The organism is Pseudomonas nitroreducens, from assembly GCF_024170165.1.
GTDB classification, from domain to species: domain Bacteria; phylum Pseudomonadota; class Gammaproteobacteria; order Pseudomonadales; family Pseudomonadaceae; genus Pseudomonas; species Pseudomonas nitroreducens_C.
In genome coordinates this window covers 65508-85477 of the sequence record NZ_JALJXP010000017.1, presented here as the reverse complement: position 1 = coordinate 85477, position 19970 = coordinate 65508, and the positions used below count along the sequence as shown (strand labels likewise).

At 66.5% G+C, this 19970-nt stretch carries 21 protein-coding genes; 18 read left to right on the top strand and 3 right to left on the bottom strand.

Annotated elements, in window-relative coordinates:
• The first annotated feature begins 22 nt into the window (after nt 1-22).
• From fliS to J2T47_RS26510, 14 genes are all read left to right on the top strand, one after another.
• Nucleotides 23-403, top strand: a complete 381-nt coding sequence (gene fliS, locus J2T47_RS26575) for a flagellar export chaperone FliS (protein ID WP_253453382.1) — start codon at nt 23-25, stop codon at nt 401-403.
• A gap of 26 nt (nt 404-429) precedes the next feature.
• Entirely contained in the window at nt 430-726 is a 297-nt protein-coding gene (fliT, locus tag J2T47_RS26570) for a flagellar protein FliT (RefSeq protein ID WP_045212118.1), read from the top strand.
• Between the two features lie 269 nt (nt 727-995).
• Nucleotides 996-2471, top strand: coding sequence for a sigma-54 dependent transcriptional regulator (locus tag J2T47_RS26565; RefSeq protein ID WP_253453379.1), 1476 nt, complete (start codon nt 996-998; stop codon nt 2469-2471).
• A gap of 122 nt (nt 2472-2593) precedes the next feature.
• Nucleotides 2594-3823 carry a sensor histidine kinase gene (locus J2T47_RS26560; RefSeq protein WP_253453378.1) on the top strand — a complete coding sequence of 410 codons (1230 nt, stop codon included), beginning with the start codon at nt 2594-2596 and terminating at the stop codon, nt 3821-3823.
• A gap of 5 nt (nt 3824-3828) precedes the next feature.
• Nucleotides 3829-5244 carry a sigma-54-dependent response regulator transcription factor FleR gene (gene fleR / locus J2T47_RS26555; RefSeq protein ID WP_253453375.1) on the top strand — a complete coding sequence of 472 codons (1416 nt, stop codon included), beginning with the start codon at nt 3829-3831 and terminating at the stop codon, nt 5242-5244.
• Between the two features lie 156 nt (nt 5245-5400).
• Nucleotides 5401-5739, top strand: a complete 339-nt coding sequence (locus tag J2T47_RS26550; RefSeq protein WP_253453373.1) for an endonuclease domain-containing protein — start codon at nt 5401-5403, stop codon at nt 5737-5739.
• Nucleotides 5740-6080: 341 nt separating this feature from the next.
• Nucleotides 6081-6410, top strand: coding sequence for a flagellar hook-basal body complex protein FliE (gene fliE / locus J2T47_RS26545; RefSeq protein WP_253453372.1), 330 nt, complete (start codon nt 6081-6083; stop codon nt 6408-6410).
• Nucleotides 6411-6429: 19 nt separating this feature from the next.
• Complete coding sequence (gene fliF, locus J2T47_RS26540) at nt 6430-8223, top strand: flagellar basal-body MS-ring/collar protein FliF (protein WP_253453370.1); 1794 nt, start codon at nt 6430-6432, stop codon at nt 8221-8223.
• On the top strand, nt 8216-9232 hold the full coding sequence (gene fliG, locus J2T47_RS26535) for a flagellar motor switch protein FliG (protein ID WP_045212107.1): 1017 nt from the start codon (nt 8216-8218) through the stop codon (nt 9230-9232). The genes fliF and fliG overlap by 8 nt, the downstream gene beginning before the upstream one ends.
• Nucleotide 9233: 1 nt before the next feature.
• Nucleotides 9234-10031 carry a flagellar assembly protein FliH gene (gene fliH, locus J2T47_RS26530; protein WP_253453368.1) on the top strand — a complete coding sequence of 266 codons (798 nt, stop codon included), beginning with the start codon at nt 9234-9236 and terminating at the stop codon, nt 10029-10031.
• Complete coding sequence (gene fliI, locus J2T47_RS26525; protein ID WP_253453366.1) at nt 10021-11376, top strand: flagellar protein export ATPase FliI; 1356 nt, start codon at nt 10021-10023, stop codon at nt 11374-11376. The genes fliH and fliI overlap by 11 nt, the downstream gene beginning before the upstream one ends.
• A gap of 100 nt (nt 11377-11476) precedes the next feature.
• Nucleotides 11477-11920 carry a flagellar export protein FliJ gene (fliJ, locus tag J2T47_RS26520; protein ID WP_253453364.1) on the top strand — a complete coding sequence of 148 codons (444 nt, stop codon included), beginning with the start codon at nt 11477-11479 and terminating at the stop codon, nt 11918-11920.
• A 65-nt stretch (nt 11921-11985) separates the two neighbouring features.
• Complete coding sequence (locus tag J2T47_RS26515; RefSeq protein WP_437181018.1) at nt 11986-12822, top strand: aminoglycoside phosphotransferase family protein; 837 nt, start codon at nt 11986-11988, stop codon at nt 12820-12822.
• Nucleotides 12810-13463, top strand: coding sequence for a DUF1345 domain-containing protein (locus tag J2T47_RS26510; RefSeq protein ID WP_253453360.1), 654 nt, complete (start codon nt 12810-12812; stop codon nt 13461-13463). Before J2T47_RS26515 ends, J2T47_RS26510 begins: the two co-directional genes overlap by 13 nt.
• A 9-nt stretch (nt 13464-13472) precedes the next feature.
• Here J2T47_RS26510 and J2T47_RS26505 read toward each other — a convergent pair whose 3' ends face one another.
• The 3 genes from J2T47_RS26505 to J2T47_RS26495 all read right to left on the bottom strand — a co-directional run bounded on the left by J2T47_RS26505 (nt 13473) and on the right by J2T47_RS26495 (nt 15812).
• Nucleotides 13473-14090: a LysE family translocator gene (locus J2T47_RS26505; protein WP_253453358.1), complete on the bottom strand. Its 618-nt coding sequence runs from the start codon at nt 14088-14090 to the stop codon at nt 13473-13475.
• Between the two features lie 49 nt (nt 14091-14139).
• Nucleotides 14140-14940 carry an AraC family transcriptional regulator gene (locus J2T47_RS26500; RefSeq protein ID WP_253453356.1) on the bottom strand — a complete coding sequence of 267 codons (801 nt, stop codon included), beginning with the start codon at nt 14938-14940 and terminating at the stop codon, nt 14140-14142.
• Between the two features lie 155 nt (nt 14941-15095).
• Nucleotides 15096-15812 (bottom strand): TorF family putative porin, encoded by a 717-nt coding sequence (locus J2T47_RS26495; protein WP_253453354.1) that lies wholly within the window; start codon nt 15810-15812, stop codon nt 15096-15098.
• A 250-nt stretch (nt 15813-16062) separates the two neighbouring features.
• Here J2T47_RS26495 and J2T47_RS26490 point away from each other — a divergent pair, with 250 nt between their 5' ends.
• The 4 genes from J2T47_RS26490 (at nt 16063) to J2T47_RS26475 (ending at nt 19863) form a co-directional block, all read left to right on the top strand.
• Nucleotides 16063-16368 carry an STAS domain-containing protein gene (locus J2T47_RS26490; protein WP_253453352.1) on the top strand — a complete coding sequence of 102 codons (306 nt, stop codon included), beginning with the start codon at nt 16063-16065 and terminating at the stop codon, nt 16366-16368.
• A gap of 28 nt (nt 16369-16396) precedes the next feature.
• Nucleotides 16397-18094 (top strand): ATP-binding SpoIIE family protein phosphatase, encoded by a 1698-nt coding sequence (locus J2T47_RS26485; protein ID WP_253453349.1) that lies wholly within the window; start codon nt 16397-16399, stop codon nt 18092-18094.
• Between the two features lie 56 nt (nt 18095-18150).
• Complete coding sequence (locus tag J2T47_RS26480; protein ID WP_253453347.1) at nt 18151-18492, top strand: Hpt domain-containing protein; 342 nt, start codon at nt 18151-18153, stop codon at nt 18490-18492.
• Between the two features lie 66 nt (nt 18493-18558).
• The gene (locus J2T47_RS26475) at nt 18559-19863 is read left to right on the top strand and encodes a flagellar hook-length control protein FliK (protein ID WP_253453345.1); all 1305 of its coding nucleotides are present in this window, start codon (nt 18559-18561) and stop codon (nt 19861-19863) included.
• The last annotated feature ends 107 nt before the right edge of the window (nt 19864-19970 follow it).

Genomic DNA, 19970 nt, shown 5'->3' with positions numbered 1-19970 from the left:
CAGCGAATCAAGGGGAAATCAGATGAACGCTTCGGCCGCACTGCGTCAGTACCAGAACGTGAACAACCAGTCGCAGGTGCACGACGCCTCTCCCCATCGCCTGATCCAGATGCTGATGGAAGGTGGTCTGAGCCGCATCGCCCAGGCCCGCGGTTCGATGGAGCGCGAGCAGTTCGCCCAGAAGGGCATGCTGATCGGCAAGGCCACCGCCATCATCGGCGGCCTGCGCGAAGCCCTGAACTTCGAGGCGGGTGGTGAGTTGGCGGAAAACTATGCCAACCTGTACGACTACATGAGCCGTCGCCTGGGCGACGCCAACCGCAGCAATGAACTGGAAGTCCTCGACGAGGTGTCGGGTCTGCTGCGCACCATCAAGGAAGGCTGGGACGCGATTCCGCAGTGATCGCAGCTCGCCAGGAGATACCGAACATGACCCTCGCCGTCCAGCAGATCGAACAGACCCGCCTTGCTCTTGGCGCGGCGCTGGCCCAGGAAGACTGGGAAGCCGTCGCCCAACTCGACCTCCAGTGTCGTGAGCATGTCGACGCCGCCATGGTCGAGCCGATGGACGATGACAGCGATCTCAAGCGCAGCCTCGAAGGCTTGCTGGCGCTCTACCGCGAACTGGTCCAGGCGGTCACCCGGCAGCGTGAAGAAGTGGCTACCGAGATCGTCCGCGTCAACCGTTCTCACCAGGGCGCCAAGGTTTACCAGATGTTCGGCTGATCCATCCGGATCGGCTCTCTTTCGGCGGTGATCGGCCTGGTGCCGGTGGCCGCCGCCTCCGCTTCGAACTACGCTCCATTTCAATTGCCATGACAGGGATCAACACCCTTCGTCGGGCCGCACCAAAAAAAACACGCCATAAATTTGACTCTAGCCACAATTTTGACTTAACTAGTGGCCAAATGCTGGCTAGCATGAGGAATTTGTGCTGTGGCCAGATCGTGTCAGCCGCCGTAGTACGGCCTTCAAGCCCGGGATGACAAGCTAAGATGTGGCGCGAAACGAAAATCCTCGTGATCGATGACAACCAGGACCGTTGCCGGGACCTCTCGGTGATCATCAGCTTCCTGGGTGAAGACCAACTGTCCTGCAGCAGCCGTGACTGGCGACAGACCGTCGACCCGCTGCCCAACGGCAGCCGCGACGTGCTCTGCGTGCTGGTCGGCGCCGTGGAGAGCAAGGGCGGCGCGCTGGAGCTGCTCAAGCAGCTCGCGGCCTGGGATGAGTACCTGCCGGTGCTGCTGATGGGCGAGCCGGTACCCAACGAATGGCCCGAGGAGCTGCGCCGCCGCGTGCTGGCCAGCCTCGAGATGCCGCCCAGCTACAACAAGCTGCTCGACTCCCTGCACCGTGCCCAGGTCTACCGCGAGATGTACGACCAGGCCCGCGAGCGCGGCCGCCAGCGCGAGCCCAACCTGTTCCGCAGCCTGGTCGGCACCAGCCGCGCCATCCAGCAGGTGCGGCAGATGATGCAGCAGGTCGCCGACACCGATGCCAGCGTGCTGATCCTCGGCGAATCCGGCACCGGCAAGGAAGTGGTCGCACGCAACCTGCACTACCACTCCAAGCGCCGCGATGCGCCCTTCGTGCCGGTCAACTGCGGCGCGATCCCGGCGGAGCTGCTGGAGAGCGAACTGTTCGGCCACGAGAAGGGGGCCTTCACCGGCGCCATCACCAGCCGGGCAGGGCGCTTCGAACTGGCCAACGGCGGCACCCTGTTCCTCGACGAGATCGGTGACATGCCGCTGCCGATGCAGGTCAAGCTGCTGCGCGTGCTGCAGGAGCGCACCTTCGAGCGCGTGGGCAGCAACAAGACACAGAACGTCGACGTGCGCATCATCGCCGCGACCCACAAGAACCTCGAGAAGATGATCGAGGACGGCAGCTTCCGCGAGGATCTGTACTACCGCCTCAACGTCTTCCCCATCGAGATGGCCCCGCTGCGCGAGCGCGTCGAGGACATCCCGCTGCTGATGAACGAGCTGATCTCGCGCATGGAGCACGAGAAGCGCGGCTCGATCCGCTTCAACTCCGCCGCCATCATGTCGCTCTGCCGCCACGACTGGCCGGGCAACGTGCGCGAGCTGGCGAACCTGGTCGAGCGCCTGGCGATCATGCACCCGTATGGCGTGATTGGCGTGGGCGAACTGCCGAAGAAATTCCGTCACGTCGACGACGAGGACGAGCAGCTGGCGACCAGCCTGCGCGAGGAGCTGGAAGAACGCGCGGCGATCACCGCCGGGCTGCCGGGCCTCGACTCGCCGGCCATGCTGCCGGCCGAGGGCATCGACCTGAAGGACTACCTCGCCAACCTCGAGCAGGGGCTCATCCAGCAGGCGCTGGACGACGCCAGTGGCGTGGTCGCCCGCGCTGCCGAACGCCTGCGCATCCGCCGCACCACCCTGGTGGAGAAAATGCGCAAGTACGGCATGAGCCGCCGCGAAGAGGAAATGGCGGAGGATTGACGCCTCCGCTGTGCTCGTTTTTTCAAGTCATTGAAATATAACGAGTAAATTTTAGGCACGGGGTTTGCTAAGACTCATCCGACCGACAGATTCACGCCGTCGGACGGATGAGGAAAACCCGCATGATGCCCGCCACCAACCGCCAGACTGAACTCGCTTCCCAGCTGCCCGCAGAATCGCTGCAGGTGCCGGTGGAGCAGCAGAGCCGCGCCCATCTGGAACAGACTTTCGAGCTGTTCAGCCAGATGTCCAGCCAGCTCAACCAGTCCTACAGCCTGCTGGAAGCCCGCGTCACCGAGCTCAAGGGCGAGCTGGCCCTGGTCAGTGCGCAGCGCATGCAGGAGCTGGCGGAGAAGGAGCGTCAGGCCAACCGCCTGCAGAGCCTGCTCGACGTGCTGCCTGGCGGGGTCATCATGATCGACGGTCAGGGCGTGGTGCGCGACGCCAATCCGGTGGCAGTCGCGCTGCTGGGCAAACCGCTGGTGGGCATGCTCTGGCGTGAAGTCATCGCCCGCAGCTTCGCCCCGCGTGCCGACGATGGCCACGAAGTTTCCCTGCGCGATGGGCGCCGCGTGTCCATCGCCATCCGCCCGCTGAACGGCGAACCCGGCCAACTGATCCTGCTCAATGACCTGACGGAAACCCGTCGCCTGCAGGACCAGCTCGCCCGCCATGAGCGGCTGTCCGCCCTGGGCCGCATGGTCGCTTCCCTGGCTCATCAGATTCGCACTCCGCTGTCCGCCGCCATGCTCTATGCCGGCCACCTGAGCGAAGGCGAGCTGCCGGTCGAGCAGCAGCAGCGTTTCGCCGGGCGTATCAAGGAACGCCTGCACGAGCTGGAAAGCCAGGTGCGCGACATGCTGGTGTTCGCCCGCGGCGAGCTGCCGCTGCCGGACCGCATCGCCCCCGGTCAACTGTTCAGCAGCCTGCGTGCTGCTGCCGAATCCCACGTGACCGGCCTGAACCTGCGCTGGCAGTGCGACGCCCGCGTCGGCGAGCTGCTGTGCAACCGCGACACCCTGGTCGGCACCGTACTCAACCTGGTGGAAAACGCCATCCAGGCCGCCGGCCGCGAGGTGCGCCTGAAGGTGCACCTATACCAGCGTGACAACAGCCTGCGCCTGTCCATCAGCGACAACGGCCCGGGCATGAGCGCGGAAACCCTGGCGCGCCTGGGCGAGCCGTTCTTCACCACCAAGACCACCGGCACGGGCCTCGGCCTCGCCGTGGTGAAAGCCGTCGCCAAGGCCCACCAGGGCGAGCTGCGCCTGCGCTCGCGCCCCGGCGTCGGCACCTGCGCCACCCTGATCCTGCCGCTGATCCTGACTCAACCCGTCGTCCACGAGGAGTGATTTCCATGGCCGCCAAAGTCCTGCTGGTCGAAGACGACCGCGCCCTTCGTGAAGCCCTCTCCGACACCCTGTCGCTCGGCGGGCATGACTTCGTCGCCGTCGATTGTGCCGAGGCCGCGCTGCCGGCACTGGAGAAGGACAGCTTCAGCCTGGTGATCAGCGACGTGAACATGCCGGGTATGGACGGGCACCAGCTGCTCGGCCTGATCCGCAAACGCTACCCGCCATTGCCGGTGCTGCTGATGACCGCCTACGGCGCCGTCGATCGCGCCGTGGACGCCATGCGCCAGGGGGCTGCCGATTACCTGGTCAAACCGTTCGAGCCGCGTGCGCTGCTGGAGCTGGTGGCGCGCCATGCGCTGGGTGCCGTTCCCTCCAGCGTCGGCGAAGGTCCGGTGGCCCTGGAACCGGCCAGCCAGCAATTGCTGGAACTGGCCGCCCGTGTTGCGCGCAGCGATTCCACCGTGCTGATTTCCGGCGAGTCCGGTACCGGCAAGGAAGTCCTGGCGCAGTACATCCACCAGCAGTCGCCGCGGGTTGGCAAGCCCTTCGTCGCGATCAACTGCGCGGCGATCCCGGACAACATGCTCGAGGCCACCCTGTTCGGCCACGAGAAGGGCGCCTTCACCGGCGCCATCTCTGCCCAGCCGGGCAAGTTCGAGCTGGCCGATGGCGGCACCATCCTGCTCGACGAAATCTCCGAAATGCCGCTGGGTCTGCAGGCCAAGCTGCTGCGCGTGCTGCAGGAGCGGGAAGTGGAGCGCGTCGGCGCGCGCAAGCCGGTCAGCCTCGACATCCGCGTGCTCGCCACCACCAACCGTGACCTGCTGGCGGAGGTCGCCGCCGGACGCTTCCGCGAGGACCTCTACTATCGCCTGTCGGTGTTCCCGCTGGCCTGGCGCCCGCTGCGCGAACGTCCCGCCGACATCCTGCCGCTGGCCGAGCGCCTGCTGGCCAAGTACGCCCGCAAGATGAACCATGCGCCGGTGACCCTGGCCGACGACGCCCGCGCCGCTTTGCTGGCGCATCCCTGGCCGGGCAACGTGCGTGAGCTGGACAACGCCATCCAGCGTTCGCTGATCCTGCAGCAGGGCGGCCAGGTGCAGGCCGCCGACCTGTGCCTGACCGCGCCCATCGGTCTTGCCCCGCGTCCGCTGCTGGCGGCCGTTCCGGCTCCTGTTGCGCCGGCGGTTCCGGCCAGTGTCGAAATTCCGTCGCCGACCTCCACCGAGGCCGGGCAACTGGGTGAAGACCTCAAGCGCCGAGAGTTCCAGATGATCATCGACACCCTGCGCAGCGAACGCGGCCGCCGCAAGGAAGCCGCCGAACGACTGGGCATCAGCCCGCGTACCCTGCGCTACAAGCTCGCGCAGATGCGCGACGCCGGCATGGACGTGGAGGCTTACCTCTACGCCAGTTGAGCCACTGACAGACAACCCCTCTTGGCCCGCATTCGTGCGGGCCTTTTCTTGGTCGGCCCCGGTGTTTTCGCTGGCATGTTTAAGCCGCGGCCTGACTGTGCTCCGCAAGAGAATCGCCGAGCTTTCTTCCTGGTCGATCGACAGGAGGAGTGAGCGGTGGATGAGGTGGAGTTCGCGCGTCAGTTGCGGCGCCGGCAAACCGACGCTGAGTCCAGAATGTGGGGATGTCTGCGGGATCGCAGATTCCTCGGGCTGAAATTCAGGCGACAGGTGCCCTCTGGTCGGTATGTGCTGGACTTCTACTGCCATGAGCTGCGGTTGGCCGTGGAGCTCGATGGTGGGCAGCATCTGGACTCCGCCCATGACGTTGAACGGGATGCCTGGCTAGTGGAACAGGGGATTCGGGTAATTCGCTTCTGGAATCATGATGTTCTCTTGAGAGTTGATGTTGTGATGGAGGGACTTCGATTGGCGGTTGAGTCCGGCGCGGGCTGATTGCCCTCACCCCAACCCTCTCCCGGAGGGAGAGGGGGCTGTCCTCTGCCAATTGGATACCTGGCACTCTTCCTGATGCTGCGAGGCGTCCGGCTGAATACCGCTATTACCACTCGCGCTAATCTGCCCCCTCTCCCTCTGGGAGAGGGCTGGGGTGAGGGGCTCTGCCTCTCGCACCGAAAGCCCCCGGCTAGTCAGTTGCCAAACTGGCCTGGAATCCCCATTCCAGAGCTAGCCTCCGCATTTTTCCTACGCCCCGAAAAACTGGCACCCAAGTTGCAATCACCTCTGCAAAGCGCCGCGCAGTGTCAAAAAACCGCGGCCAGTCGGAGGGGTAAGTGATGAGTCAGGGTATCGAGTTCAATCGTCTGCTGCTGGAAATGCGCTCCATGCAAATGGAGGCCATGGCCAAGGCGAAGACGCAGGCCGCACCGGCCGAGCCGGGGGCGCCGAGCTTCTCGCAGATGCTCGGACAGGCCGTGGACAAGGTGAACGGTACCCAGCAGGCCGCCTCCGACCTGTCGACCGCTTTCGAGATGGGGCAGAGCGGTGTCGATCTCACCGACGTGATGATCGCTTCGCAGAAGGCCAGTGTTTCTTTCCAGGCGATGACCCAGGTACGCAACAAGCTCGTCCAGGCGTACCAGGACATCATGCAGATGCCGGTTTGAGCGGCGAGGATCGTAGGTAATGTCCCAAGCCTCCGTTGTTGACAGTCAGGTTCCGGCCAAGGTCGGCGCCGACGCGCCGAAGAAGCCGCTGCTCGGCCTGACTTTCCTCGAGAACCTCGCGGACATGCCGGTGCTGCGCCAGGTCGGCCTGCTGGTCGGTCTCGCCGCGAGCATCGCCATCGGCTTCGGCATGGTCCTGTGGTCGCAGCAGCCGGACTACAAGCCGCTGTACGGCAGCCTCAACGGCGTCGACGCCAACAAGGTGGTCGAGGCGCTGTCCGCCGCCGACATCGGCTACAAGATCGAGCCCAACTCCGGCGCGCTGCTGGTGAAGGCCGATGACCTGGGCCGTGCGCGCATGAAAGTCGCCGGCGCTGGCCTGGCGCCGACCGACAACAACGTCGGCTTCGAGATTCTCGACAAGGAGCAGGCACTGGGCACCAGCCAGTTCATGGAAGCGACCAATTACCGTCGCGGCCTGGAAGGCGAGCTGGCGCGCACCGTCTCCAGTCTGAACAACGTCAAGGGCGCCCGCGTGCACCTGGCGATCCCGAAGAGCTCGGTGTTCGTCCGTGACGACCGCAAGCCCAGCGCCTCGGTGCTGGTCGAGCTGTATCCGGGCCGTAGCCTGGAGCCGAGCCAGGTGCTGGCCATCGTCAACCTGGTCGCCACCAGCGTGCCGGAACTGGATAAATCCCAGGTCACCGTGGTCGACCAGAAAGGCAACCTGCTCTCCGACCAGCAGGAGCTTTCCGAGCTGACCATGGCCGGCAAGCAGTTCGACTTCACCCGGCGCATGGAAACCAACTTCACCCAGCGCGTGCACAGCATCCTCGCCCCGGTGCTGGGTAGCGGCCGCTACAAGGCCGAGGTCTCCGCCGACGTCGACTTCAGCGCGGTGGAGTCCACCTCGGAGTCGTTCAACCCCGACCAGCCGGCCCTGCGCAGCGAGCAGAGCAACAACGAGGAACGGCAGAACAGCAACGGCCCGCAGGGCGTGCCGGGTGCGCTGTCGAACCAGCCGCCGGGCCCGGCCAGTGCGCCGCAGACCACGGCGCAGAACAAACCGGCGGACTTCGTCGCACCGGGCCAGCCGCTGAAGGACGCCAACGGCCAGCCGATCATCGATCCGAAGACCGGCAAGCCGGAACTGGCGCCGTACCCGACCGACAAGCGCCAGCAGAACACCCGCAACTACGAGCTGGATCGCTCGGTGAGCTACACCAAGCAGCAGCAGGGTCGCCTGCGTCGGCTTTCCGTCGCGGTGGTGCTGGATGACCGCATGATCGCCGATCCGAAGACCGGCGAAGTCAGCCACCAGCCCTGGACCGCCGACGAGCTGGCGCGCTTCACCCGCCTGGTGCAGGACGCGGTAGGCTATGACGCCAGCCGTGGCGACAGCGTCAGCGTGATCAACGCGCCGTTCGCCCCGGAACTGGGTGATGAAATCGCGTCGCCGCCGTTCTACTCGCAGCCCTGGTTCTGGGACGTGGTCAAGCAGGTGCTGGGCATCGTCTTCATCCTGGTGCTGGTGCTGGGCGTGCTGCGCCCGGTGCTGAACAACCTGTCGGGCAACAAGAGCAAGGCCCTGGTGGCCGGTGGCGCAGCAGGCGAAGGTGGCCTGGGCGAGTTGGGCGGTCTGGAGGGCGAGCTGTCCGAAGACCGCGTGAGCCTCGGTGGCCCGGCCAGCATCCTGCTGCCCAGCCCGTCCGAGGGGTACGATGCACAATTGAATGCGATCAAGAGTCTGGTCGCCCAGGACCCGGGGCGCGTTGCCCAGGTAGTGAAGGACTGGATCAATTCCGATGAGTGAAGCGCGCATGAACGCCAAACTGAACAAGGTCGACAAGGCTGCCATCCTCCTGCTCTCCCTGGGTGAGACCGATGCCGCGCAGGTGCTGCGCCACATGGGCCCGAAGGAAGTGCAGAAGGTCGGCGTGGCCATGGCGCAGATGCGCAATGTGCACCGCGAGCAGGTCGAGCAGGTGATGGGCGAGTTCGTCGAGATCGTCGGCGACCAGACCAGCCTGGGCGTCGGCGCCGACAGCTACATCCGCAAGATGCTCACCCAGGCCCTGGGCGAGGACAAGGCGAACAACCTCATCGACCGCATCCTGCTGGGCGGCAACACCAGCGGCCTGGACAGCCTGAAGTGGATGGAGCCGCGCGCCGTGGCCGACGTGATTCGCTACGAGCACCCGCAGATCCAGGCCATCGTGGTCGCCTACCTCGACCCGGACCAGGCCGGCGAAGTGCTCAGCCACTTCGACCACAAGGTGCGCCTGGACATCATCCTGCGTGTGTCCTCGCTCAACACCGTGCAGCCGTCCGCGCTCAAGGAACTGAACCTGATCCTGGAGAAGCAGTTCGCCGGCAACGCCAACTCCACCCGCACCACCATGGGCGGCGTGAAGCGCGCGGCAGACATCATGAACTACCTCGACAGCTCGGTCGAAGGCGCGCTGATGGACGCCATCCGCGAAGTCGACGAAGACCTGTCCGGCCAGATCGAAGACCTGATGTTCGTCTTCGACAACCTCGCCGACGTCGACGATCGTGGCATCCAGGCGCTGCTGCGCGAGGTGTCCTCGGACGTGCTGGTGCTGGCCCTCAAGGGCTCGGACGAAGCGATCCGCGAGAAGATCTTCCGCAACATGTCCAAGCGGGCCGCCGAGCTGCTGCGCGACGACCTGGAGGCCAAGGGCCCGGTGCGCGTCAGCGAAGTGGAAGGTGCGCAGAAGGAAATCCTCACCATCGCCCGGCGCATGGCCGAGTCCGGCGAAATCGTGCTGGGTGGCAAGGGCGGCGAGGAGATGATCTGACGTGGTACCGCCGGCGAAGGATGAAGACAAACTCAGCGAACTGATCCGCGCACGCGACGTGGCGAGCTTCGACCGCTGGTCGATGCCCAGCTTCGACCCGGCGCGGCCGGCCCCCGAACCCGAGCCGGAACCCGAGCCGGAGATCGAGGAACAGCCGCAGATCGAGGAGGTGCCGGAGGAAGAGGTCAAGCCGCTGACGCTCGACGAACTCGAGGCGATTCGCCAGGAGGCCTACAACGAGGGCTTCTCCACCGGCGAGAAGGACGGCTTCCACGCCGGCCAGCTCAAGGCGCGCCAGGAAGCCGACGCGGCGCTGCAACCGCGCCTGCAGAATCTCGAAACCCTGATGTCGCACCTGCTCGACCCCATCGCCGAACAGGACCAGATGCTCGAGCAGGGCATGCTCAACCTGGTGACCCACGTGGTGCGCCAGGTGGTCCAGCGCGAGCTGGCCACCGATTCCAGCCAGATCCGTCTGGTGCTGCGCGAGGCGCTCAAGCTGCTGCCCATGGGGGCCAGCAACATCCGCATCCAGGTCAACCCGCAGGACTTCGAGCTGGTGAAGGCCCTGCGTGATCGCCACGAGGAAAGCTGGAAGATCATCGAGGACGACGGCCTGCTGCCCGGCGGCTGCCGCATCGAGACCGAACATTCGCGCATCGACGCCAGCGTCGAGACGCGCCTGGCCCAGGCCGTGAAGCAGCTCTTCGAGCAGCAGCGCGACCAGGCGACCCACGCCCTGGAGCCTGACCTGCAGGTGAACCTCGACGCCGGCCAGGACGGCACCGATGCGCCTTGATCGCGTCAGTTTCGCCCGCCGTCTGCAGGGCTACAGCGAGGCCGTGAGCCTGCCCAGCCAGCCGGTGGTGGAAGGTCGCCTGCTGCGCATGGTCGGCCTGACCCTGGAGGCCGAGGGCCTGCAGGCCGCCGTCGGCAGCCGCTGCCAGGTGATCAACGACGGCGGCTATCACCCGGTGCAGGTGGAAGCCGAGGTCATGGGCTTCGCCGGCAGCAAGATCTACCTGATGCCGGTGGGCAGCCTCGTCGGCATCGCCCCTGGCGCCCGCGTGGTGCCGCTGCCGGATTCCGGCCGCCTGCCCATGGGCATGTCCATGCTCGGCCGGGTGCTCGACGGTGTCGGTCGCGCGCTGGACGGCAAGGGCGGCATGCGCGCCGAGGACTGGGTGCCGATGGACGGCCCGATCATCAACCCGCTGGCGCGCGATCCGATCCATGAGCCGATGGACGTCGGCATCCGCTCGATCAATTCCCTGCTCACCGTCGGCCGAGGCCAGCGCCTGGGCCTGTTCGCCGGTACCGGCGTCGGTAAATCCGTGCTGCTGGGCATGATGACCCGCTTCACCAAGGCCGACATCATCGTGGTCGGGCTGATCGGCGAACGGGGCCGCGAGGTGAAGGAATTCATCGAGCACATCCTCGGCGAGGAAGGCCTCAAGCGCTCCGTGGTCGTTGCCTCACCGGCGGACGATGCGCCGCTGATGCGCCTGCGCGCCGCGCAGTACTGCACCCGTATCGCCGAGTACTTCCGCGACAAGGGCAAGAACGTCCTGCTGCTGATGGATTCCCTGACCCGTTATGCCCAGGCCCAGCGCGAGATCGCCCTGGCCATCGGCGAGCCGCCGGCGACCAAGGGCTATCCGCCGTCGGTGTTCGCCAAGCTGCCGCGTCTGGTCGAGCGGGCCGGCAACGGCGAGAAGGGCGGCGGCTCGATCACCGCTTTCTACACCGTGCTCAGCGAAGGCGACGACCAGCAGGATCCGATCGCCGACGCTGCGCGGGGCGTACTCGACGGCCACTTCGTGCTGTCGCGGCGGCTGGCCGAGGAAGGCCATTACCCGGCCATCGACATCGAAGCCTCGATCAGCCGGGTAATGCCCCAGGTCACCACCCCCGAGCACATGCGTGATGCCCAGCGCTTCAAGCAACTCTGGTCGCGCTACCAGCAGAGCCGCGACCTGATCAGTGTCGGCGCCTACGTGGCCGGCGGCGATCCGGAAACCGACCTGGCCATCCAGCGCTTCCCGATCATGCGCCAGTTCCTCCGCCAGGCCCTGGACGAGAGCCAGAACCTCGACGACAGCCGCCTGCTGCTGGACGCCGTGGTCAGTGGCAAGGCCGGCTGATGAGCATGATTTTCCGCGCCGAGCTTTTCGCTCCCTCTCCCTTTGGAGCGGGGCGCGCAGCCAGGGTTGGGGAGAGGGCCGCACGGCAGAGGGCTTACCCATGAACCGCCGCGCCGAACGCCTCGCCCCGGTGGTGGACATGGCGCTCAAGGCCGAGCGCGAGGCCGCGCGCCAGCTCGGCCAGCTGCAGGGCCAGTTGCAGCAGGCGCAGCGCAAGCTCGCCGAGCTGGAACGCTACCGCTACGACTACCAGCAGCAATGGATCAGCAACGGCCAGCAGGGTGTCAGCGGTCAGTGGCTGATCAACTACCAGCGCTTCCTGGCGCAGCTCGAAGGCGCCGTCGAACAGCAGAATCGCTCGGTGGCCTTCCATGAGACCAATGTGGGCAAGGCCCGGGTCATCTGGCAGGAGAAATACGCCCGCCTCGAAGGCCTGCGCAAGCTGGTCGAGCGCTACCGCGAGGAAGCGCGACTGGCCGCCGACAAGTACGAGCAGAAGCAGCTCGACGAATTCGCCCAGCGCCTGAAACCTTCCCCCGATTGACTGGCCAGCGGCCGCATCGATCGCCGTGCTAGGCTCCAGGCAGCCTCCTCCAGTGGGACCACTCCATGCCGTTGCCTGCGCCTGTGCCTGTGGATTTCGAACGTGTCCTGCGCCTGTGGCGCCTGGTCTCCGAAGGGGAGCCGATCATCACCCCCAGCAGCCATCTGCTGCCGGTTCGCTGGCAGGGCCGCGCCGCGATGCTCAAGCGCGCACTGGACGTCGATGAGCGCCTGGGCTCGAAGGTGCTCGACTGGTGGGATGGCGACGGTGCCGCGCTGGTCTATGCCTACGACGGCGATACCGTCCTCATGGAGCGCGCCGAGGGTTCGCAGTCGTTGATGCAGATGGCGCTGAACGGCGAGGACGACCAGGCCAGCCGGATCATCTGCGGCGTCGTGCGCAAACTGCACCAGCCACGGGAAAAACCCTTGCCGGAAGTGATCGGCCTGCGTGAGTGGTTCCGCGACCTGACGCCGGCTGCTGCGCGTTACGGCGGCCTGTTCCCGCGCTGTCTGGAAACCGCCGAGGCCCTGCTGGCCAGCGAGCATGACCTGCGCGTGCTGCACGGCGACATCCACCATGACAACATTCTCGACTTCGGCGAGCGTGGCTGGCGCGCCATCGACCCCAAGCGGCTTTACGGTGAGCGGCTGTTCGACTACGCCAACCTGCTGTGCAATCCGGACCTGCCGACCGCCCGCGAGCGCGTGCGCTTCCTGCGTCAGCTGGACGTGATCGTCGAGTGCGCCCGTGTCGATCGCCGTCGCCTGCTGGAGTGGGTGCTGGCTTTCGCCGGACTGTCCGCCGCCTGGTTCCTCGACGACGGCATGGCCGCCGACAGTGACCTGGCCGTGGCACAGCTGGCCGCTGCCGAACTGGACCGCATGGCATGCTGCGCCTGAACCGAGCACTGTTGCAGGCGCATCCACGGCTGATCGGCTCGGTCGTCGTCGGAGTGCTGGTGGCGACCGCGTGCTATCCGTTAACGCCCATGACCCGTGTGCTGCTGGGCTGGAACTGCATGGCCTGGCTCTACGTGCTGCTGATCGGCTGGCTGGCTCTGCGCGCGGCGCCGGCGGAGGTGCGCCGGCTGGCCGAGATCGAGGACGAGAACGCCGAAGCGGTACTGGTGCTGGTCACGGTCGCCGCGGTGGCCAGCCTGGGCGCCATCATCGTCGAACTGGCCACCGCCGGGCACGCCAGCGGCAGCGAGAAGATCCTCCGCTACGCCTTCACCGCCAGTACCGTGCTCGGTTCCTGGTTCCTCATCGGCACCATCTTCACCATGCACTACGCTCGCCAGTTCTACTCGGCCAATGCCAGCGAACCGATGCTGCGCTTCCCCGAGGGCGAGAAGAACCCGGATTACTGGGACTTCCTCTACTTCTCCTTCACCCTCAGCGTGGCGGTGCAGACCTCCGACGTGGAAGTCGCCTCGCGGGCGATGCGCAAGGTGGTGCTGGCGCACTCGGTGATCGGCTTCCTGTTCAACACCGCGGTCCTGGGGCTGGCGATCAACATGGGCGCCGGACTGGTCGGCTAGCTGTCGCGATCAGGCGTGCAGGGTCTCGAAGGCCAGGCGCACGGCCAGCACGACGAAGGCGAGGGTGAAGCTCCAGCGGATGCCCTGCATCACCGCGGGCCGACCGATCACCTGGTCGCGCACCCAGGCCGCCAGCAATCCGTAGCCGACGAACACGACGAAGGTCATCAGCGCGAACACCAGGCCGAGGAGCAGGAACAGCGCCCGCGCGTCCTCGCTGCCGGCCGGCACGAATTGCGGCAGGAAGGCCAGGAAGAACAGCCCGAGCTTGGGGTTGAGCAGGTTCAGCCAGAGCCCGGTGCCGACCAGTTGCGCCGCGCTGCGCGGGCTGCCGGCGGAGTCCAGGGCCAGCGCGCCGCTGCCGCGAAACACCTGCCAGGCGATGAACAGCAGGTAGGCCGTGCCCAGCAGCCTGACGCTCTGGAAGCTGGCCGCGCTGGCCTGGAGGATCACCGACAGGCCGAAGGTGGCGAGCAGCAGTTGCGGGATCATCCCCAGCGTGCAGCCCAAGGCTGCAATGCCGGCTGCGCGGGCGCCGAGCCCGAGGCCGACGGCCAGGGTGTAAAGCACGCCCGTGCCGGGCAGCAAAACGACGACGAACGCCGTCAGCAGGAATTCTGCGTTCATTCCCGTGGGTTTCCTGTGTGACAGAGGGGCGGCCGTGGGGCCGGTGCAATCAGGGCGTGGGTTGCAGCCTGAGCGATGAGCGCCACTGCCCCGGCGTCAGCCCGAGCTGGCGGGCGAAGGCGCGGGTCATGTGGGGCTGGTCGGCGAAGCCGGCGAGCTGGGCGGCGTCGGCCAGCGTGCGGCCCTCGCCGATGGCCTTGTGGGCCTGGCGCACGCGGTACTGCAGGAGGTAGGCATGGGGCGTCGTGCCCAGCTCGCGGCGGAAGCGGCGCAGCGCGGCATAGGGCGTCAGCCCGGCGATGCCGGCCAGTTCCGCCAGCGCGGGGGCGTTGCGCGGGTCGTCGTGGATTCGTTCGAGCATGCGCGCCACGCTGCGCGAGTGCAGGGCGGTCGTCCTGGTGTCAACGGGCTGATCGAGCAGTTCACCGAACAGGTCGAGCACGCCTTCGCTGGCTTCATCTGCGCAAGCCCTCGGCAGGCGCTGCAACAGGCCGGCAATGCGCCGGGCGAGCTGCGGGTCGGCGAGGGCCGGCAGGGCGAACTCCCGGCTTGCGAGTTCAGCGCCGGCCAACTGTGCAATCAGCGTCGGCTCGACGTACAGCATCCACCAGCGACGCGGCTCGCCACGCAGGGGGATGCCGTCATGCAGCTCGTTGGGGCTGACAGTGATGATGTCGCAAGGTTGCGCCTCGACCTGGCCCCGGCCACTCCATGAGCGGTGCCCGCCTTCGAGCATCACGCCGATGCCGTACTCGTCGTGGGCGTGGCGCGGGAAGCTGCGCTGCGTGAGGATCTCGACGGCGCGCAGGCCGGGCAGGGCGGCGGTGGTGCAGTTCACTCGGTGCAGCATCGGGTCAGGCCTGCGAGTGCGGAGAGGTGACAGGCAGAGTAGCCTCTGGCGCAGCGCCGATCTTGAATGAAATTGACTTTCTCGGTGCCGGGAGCTGTCGGCGCGCGATCCCCCTCTCCGGCCGGGAGAGGGTCAGGGGCTTGGGTGCAGGTGCCTCAGAAGAACGGCCGCGAAGCCTTGAACATGAACGCCGAGTCGCAATAGGCGTTGTGTCCGGAGTAGGCGCTGCAGTCGCCGCCGGTCAGGCTGCTGCCGCTGTAGGAGAAGTTCAGGTCGATGCCGTTCCACGGGCGGCTGAAGTTCACCGACCAGTCACCGAATTCGCTGACGCTGCCCCCGCTGTCCAGGCTCACGGGGGAGGCGAGGTTGTAGGCGGAGTACTTGAAGGTCACGTCGAAGCCCAGGTCAGGCTGCACGCCCAGGTCGGTGAACAGGGTGGTTGTGCTGCGCCCGGCCTGGGCGCTGTAGGCCGCGCCGAGACGGCTGCCGAATACCGACAGGCCACCGTACAGGGCCTGGCTGTCGTAGTCGGGTTGTTCCGGCCGGGTGTAGCGCAGGGTGCCCACTTCGTAGCCCAGCTTGCCGTCGCCCAGCGGGTGCTTGAAGCCGGCGTAGCTGTCGATCTCCAGCGGCTTTTCCTGCTCGATGTTCGAGGTCCAGCTGCCCACGTACCAGCCACTGTCGTGGGTGATGTCGAGGCCGCCCTGGGTGCTGTTGGCCTGGCCCGGCTGGACCAGGCCCTGGGCCATGCTGCGGGTCGGTGAGTTGGCGAACTTGAGTTCGAAGTCGCCCAGCTCGCGCTGCATCACCTGGGCACCTGCGTACGGCACCGCGCACAACACGCAGGCTGCGATGAGAATGGACTTGTACATGCTCCCCCCTTCTTGCCGGGTGCGACCCTTCCAAGGCTTCTTGCGAGCCTTCGTTCTGTGTCGCACGGGTGAAAGGGTAAAGGCATTCGCCGTGCCTGTGACGACCGGTGGTCCATTAATCGACCTGTATGGCGATCGTTCGACCGGTCTGGCGAGGCGGTTTCCCATCGCTCGCCGAGGTTGCCGCTGTCATCGCTAGCTGCTACATCTTCAAGCTCGTGCGCGACCATCGATCGATAAGGAGAATCCCATGGCCATCACATCCGTTCCCTCCGCTGACGGGCAGGAGCTCACCATCGTGGTCCAGGGGCGTTTCGATTTCGGCGCACACCAGGAATTCCGCAACGCCTACGAACGCGTCGAAACCACCCCCAAACGCTATGTGGTGGACCTGAAGGGTGCCACCTACCTCGACAGCTCGGCGCTGGGCATGCTTCTGCTGCTGCGCGACCACGCCGGCGGCGAGAGCGCGCAGATCAGCCTGGCGCACTGCAATCCGGACGTGCGCAAGGTGCTGGCCATCTCCAACTTCGAGCAGCTGTTCAGGATCAGCTGACCCGGCTCGCCCTGCGGTGGCAACGGCCATGTCCGAGCTCCTCACCGTCCTGATTGCCGACGACAACGCGGCCGATCGCCTGCTGCTGTCGACCATCGTCAGCCGCCAGGGGCATCGCGTGCTCACCGCCGCCAACGGCCTGGAAGCGCTGGCGCTGTTCGCCCAGGAACGCCCGCAGCTGGTGCTGATGGATGCGCTGATGCCGGTGATGGACGGCTTCGAGGCGGCGCGGCGGATTCGCCGGCAGGCGGGCGAGGAGCTGGTGCCGATCATCTTCCTCACCTCGCTGAGCGAGCCCGAGGCGCTGGTGCAGAGCCTGGAGGCGGGCGGCGACGATTTCCTTTCCAAGCCCTACAACCGCGTCATCCTCGAAGCCAAGATCCGCGCCATGGGGCGCCTGCATCACCTGCAGCGGATGGTGCTGGAGCAGCGCGACCTGATCGCCCGGCACAACGAACACCTGCTCAATGAACAGCGGGTGGCCAAGGCGGTGTTCGACAAGGTGGCGCACTCGGGCTGCCTGAACGCGGCGAACATCCGTTACCTGCAATCGCCCTTCGCGCTGTTCAACGGTGACCTGCTGCTGGCGGCGTTCAAGCCCTCCGGCGGCATGCACGTGCTGCTCGGCGACTTCACCGGCCACGGCTTGCCGGCGGCCATCGGTGCCATGCCGCTGGCCGAAGTGTTCTACGGCATGACCGCCAAGGGCTATCCGATGGCGGACATCCTTCGCGAGATGAATGCCAAGCTCAAGCGCATCCTTCCAGTGGGCGTGTTCTGTTGCGCCGCGGTGCTCAACCTGAGCTTCCAGCGCGGCCTGGTGGAGGTGTGGAACGGCGGCCTGCCCAATGGCTACCTGCACCGCCACGCCAGCGGCGAACTGCAGCCACTGGTGTCGCGCCACCTGCCGCTGGGGATTCTCGATGCGTCGGCCTTCAGCGACCATTTCGAGGTCTACGCGATGGAGGAGGGCGACCGTGTGTTCCTCTTCTCCGATGGCGTGCTGGAGGCGCGCAATGCCGCTGGCGAGGCGTTCGGCGAGGAGCGCCTGCTCCAGGTGTTCAGCGAGGGTCTCGCGTCAACGCGCCTGTTCGACGGCATCCAGGCCGCGGTGGCGCGTTTTCGCGGTGAGGCCCAGGATGACGTCAGCATGCTGGAGATCGCGCTGGTCCCCGAGGGCTCGCTGCAGCGCCCGCCGCTGGCGTTCTCCGACAATGGCCTGAGCAGCCCGCTGGACTGGTCCGCCAGCTTCGAATTCCGCGCGCCGACCCTGCGCAACTTCAATCCGCTGCCCTTCCTGCTGCAACTGCTGATGGAAGTGCAGGACCTGCGCCCGCGCGGTGGTGCGCTGTACACCGTGCTCGCCGAGCTTTACTCCAACGCCCTGGAGCACGGTGTGATGGGTCTGGACTCCTCGCTCAAGTGCGACGCCGCCGGCTTCGCCCGCTATTACCAGGAACGCAGCAAGCGCCTGGTCGCCCTGCGTGACGGCTTCGTGCGCTTCCATCTCGACCTCGCACCCCACGGCGATGGCGGGCGCCTGCTGGTGCGCGTGGAGGACAGCGGCGACGGGTTTGACGTGGGGGCGGTACTGGCTTCGCAGAAGGCCGCCGGCAGCCTCTGCGGGCGCGGGCTGACGCTGGTGCGGCAGCTGTCTGACCGCTGCCAGTGGTCCGGCGATGGGAAGACGGTCTCCGTGGAGTTCTTCTGGTCGGCTCAGGCATAATCGGAACCTACTTGTCCCCCCCGCAGGGTGGCGAGCCACCCTTCAGGGAGTGCCCAATGTCCGAGCCGCATCTCGATGGCGCCGTGCTGAGCAATTTGCTGTCGATCATGGAAGACGAGTACCCGCTCCTGGTGGAAACCTTCCTCAGCGACTCCGAGGAGCGCCTGCGCAGCATCCGCGGGGCCTTCGCTGCCAGCGATGCGCCGGCGCTGCGCCACGCCGCGCACAGTTTCAAGGGCAGTTGCGGCAACATGGGCGCCTCGGTGCTGAGCAGTCTGTGCAAGCGCCTGGAAGAGGCCGCACGGCAGAACGACCTGACTGGCGCGCAAGGCCTGATCGGCAAGGTCGAGCACGAATTCTCCATCGTCCGCACCCTGCTGTTGCCCGGTCACCCCTGACCTTTTCCGAGTTGGCCCGCACCTTGCTATCTCCGTGTTGGATAATCACATCAACGGAGAACTCCGATGGCTGTCGCCCCGGATATTTTATTGACGTCGACGCCTGACACCCGGCCCAAGGCGGCGCTCTCCAGGTCTGCGCAGAATTCGTCCGGCACCAGCAGCGACAAGGGTTCCAGCTTCGCTGACGTCTACGCCAAGGAGCAGCGGCCAGCCGCCAGTGAGCGGGCCGACAAGCCGGTGAAGGCGAAGACCGACAAGCCGCGGGACAGTGCCGACAAGGACACCGCGAGCAAGGACTCCAGCGCGCCGGCTGCCGCCGACCAGCCAAAGGTTGCCGAGGACGGCAAGGCCTTGCCGGCCGATGGCGCGAACAAGGCGGACGATAAGGTGGCGGACAGCGACACCAAGTCCGACGCGACCCTCGACCCGCTGCTGATGCTCGGCATGACCGGCCAGCTGCCGGAGCCCGAGGCGCCGCCGCTGGTGGTCAGCACCGGCACCAGCCAACTGACCGATGCCAGCAGCGACGGCGACCTGCAGAAGCTCAACGAGATTCCGGGGGTGAACCTGACCCTCGCCGTGGGCGCCGACGACCAGGCGCAGCAGGCGCAACAGACCCAGCTCACCGGCCACCTCGCCGCCAGGGCGGGGGACAAGTCGCTGGATGCCAGTGGCAGGAATGACCTGTCTGCCGCCCTCGCGGCGTTGACCTCGGACTCGGCCGCCAAGGGCTCTGAAACCCAGCTCGCCGAAGGCGCGCTGAAGGATGGCGCCGACCTCACCCAGCAACTGGCGGACGTGCAGACCGACGCCAAGCCGGAGATGCCGCGCAACGAAGCCTTCGCCGCACGCCTGGAATCCCTGACCCAGGCGCTGAACACGCCGCAGGCCATGACCAGTCGCCCGGTGAACCCGCTGGTGCCGGGGCAGGCGGTGTCCGTGCAGCAGAACGGCTGGACCGATCAGGTGGTGGACCGGGTGATGTGGATGTCCTCGCAGAACCTCAAGTCCGCCGAGATCCAGATGGACCCGGCCAACCTCGGTCGCCTGGAAGTGCGCATCCACATGACCGGCGACCAGACGCAGGTCAACTTCGTCAGCGCCAACGCCAACGTCCGCGAAGCGCTGGACAGCCAGCAGCACCGCCTGCGCGAGATGTTCAACCAGCAGGGCATGCAGCTGGACGTGAACGTTTCCGACCAGTCCGCCCGTGGCTGGCAGCAACAGCAGCAGGGCGACGGTCGTGGCAGCTCGCGGGGCGTGGCGGGTAACGGCAGCGGTGACGACGAGCCGATGATCAGTGGCGTGTCCGAGATCCGCCCGCAGACGACGGCGCAGGGCAGGGGATTGGTGGATTACTACGCATGACCGGGCGTTGGGGGGGGCTTGAAAGAACCCTCTCCCCAGCCCTGGCTGCGCGCCCCGCTCCGAAGGGAGAGGGAGCAGCCCGGAGTCGTTGGGTAGCTCAGCGCTTC

Coding starts and splice junctions, on each gene's coding strand:
- fliS (WP_253453382.1), top strand. CDS start 23: ATGAACGCTTCGGCCGCACTGCGTCAGTACCAGAACGTGAACAACCAG.
- fliT (WP_045212118.1), top strand. CDS start 430: ATGACCCTCGCCGTCCAGCAGATCGAACAGACCCGCCTTGCTCTTGGC.
- J2T47_RS26565 (WP_253453379.1), top strand. CDS start 996: ATGTGGCGCGAAACGAAAATCCTCGTGATCGATGACAACCAGGACCGT.
- J2T47_RS26560 (WP_253453378.1), top strand. CDS start 2,594: ATGATGCCCGCCACCAACCGCCAGACTGAACTCGCTTCCCAGCTGCCC.
- fleR (WP_253453375.1), top strand. CDS start 3,829: ATGGCCGCCAAAGTCCTGCTGGTCGAAGACGACCGCGCCCTTCGTGAA.
- fliE (WP_253453372.1), top strand. CDS start 6,081: ATGAGTCAGGGTATCGAGTTCAATCGTCTGCTGCTGGAAATGCGCTCC.
- fliF (WP_253453370.1), top strand. CDS start 6,430: ATGTCCCAAGCCTCCGTTGTTGACAGTCAGGTTCCGGCCAAGGTCGGC.
- fliG (WP_045212107.1), top strand. CDS start 8,216: ATGAGTGAAGCGCGCATGAACGCCAAACTGAACAAGGTCGACAAGGCT.
- fliI (WP_253453366.1), top strand. CDS start 10,021: ATGCGCCTTGATCGCGTCAGTTTCGCCCGCCGTCTGCAGGGCTACAGC.
- fliJ (WP_253453364.1), top strand. CDS start 11,477: ATGAACCGCCGCGCCGAACGCCTCGCCCCGGTGGTGGACATGGCGCTC.
- J2T47_RS26515 (WP_437181018.1), top strand. CDS start 11,986: ATGCCGTTGCCTGCGCCTGTGCCTGTGGATTTCGAACGTGTCCTGCGC.
- J2T47_RS26510 (WP_253453360.1), top strand. CDS start 12,810: ATGCTGCGCCTGAACCGAGCACTGTTGCAGGCGCATCCACGGCTGATC.
- J2T47_RS26505 (WP_253453358.1), bottom strand. CDS start 14,090: ATGAACGCAGAATTCCTGCTGACGGCGTTCGTCGTCGTTTTGCTGCCC.
- J2T47_RS26500 (WP_253453356.1), bottom strand. CDS start 14,940: ATGCTGCACCGAGTGAACTGCACCACCGCCGCCCTGCCCGGCCTGCGC.
- J2T47_RS26495 (WP_253453354.1), bottom strand. CDS start 15,812: ATGTACAAGTCCATTCTCATCGCAGCCTGCGTGTTGTGCGCGGTGCCG.
- J2T47_RS26490 (WP_253453352.1), top strand. CDS start 16,063: ATGGCCATCACATCCGTTCCCTCCGCTGACGGGCAGGAGCTCACCATC.
- J2T47_RS26485 (WP_253453349.1), top strand. CDS start 16,397: ATGTCCGAGCTCCTCACCGTCCTGATTGCCGACGACAACGCGGCCGAT.
- J2T47_RS26480 (WP_253453347.1), top strand. CDS start 18,151: ATGTCCGAGCCGCATCTCGATGGCGCCGTGCTGAGCAATTTGCTGTCG.
- J2T47_RS26475 (WP_253453345.1), top strand. CDS start 18,559: ATGGCTGTCGCCCCGGATATTTTATTGACGTCGACGCCTGACACCCGG.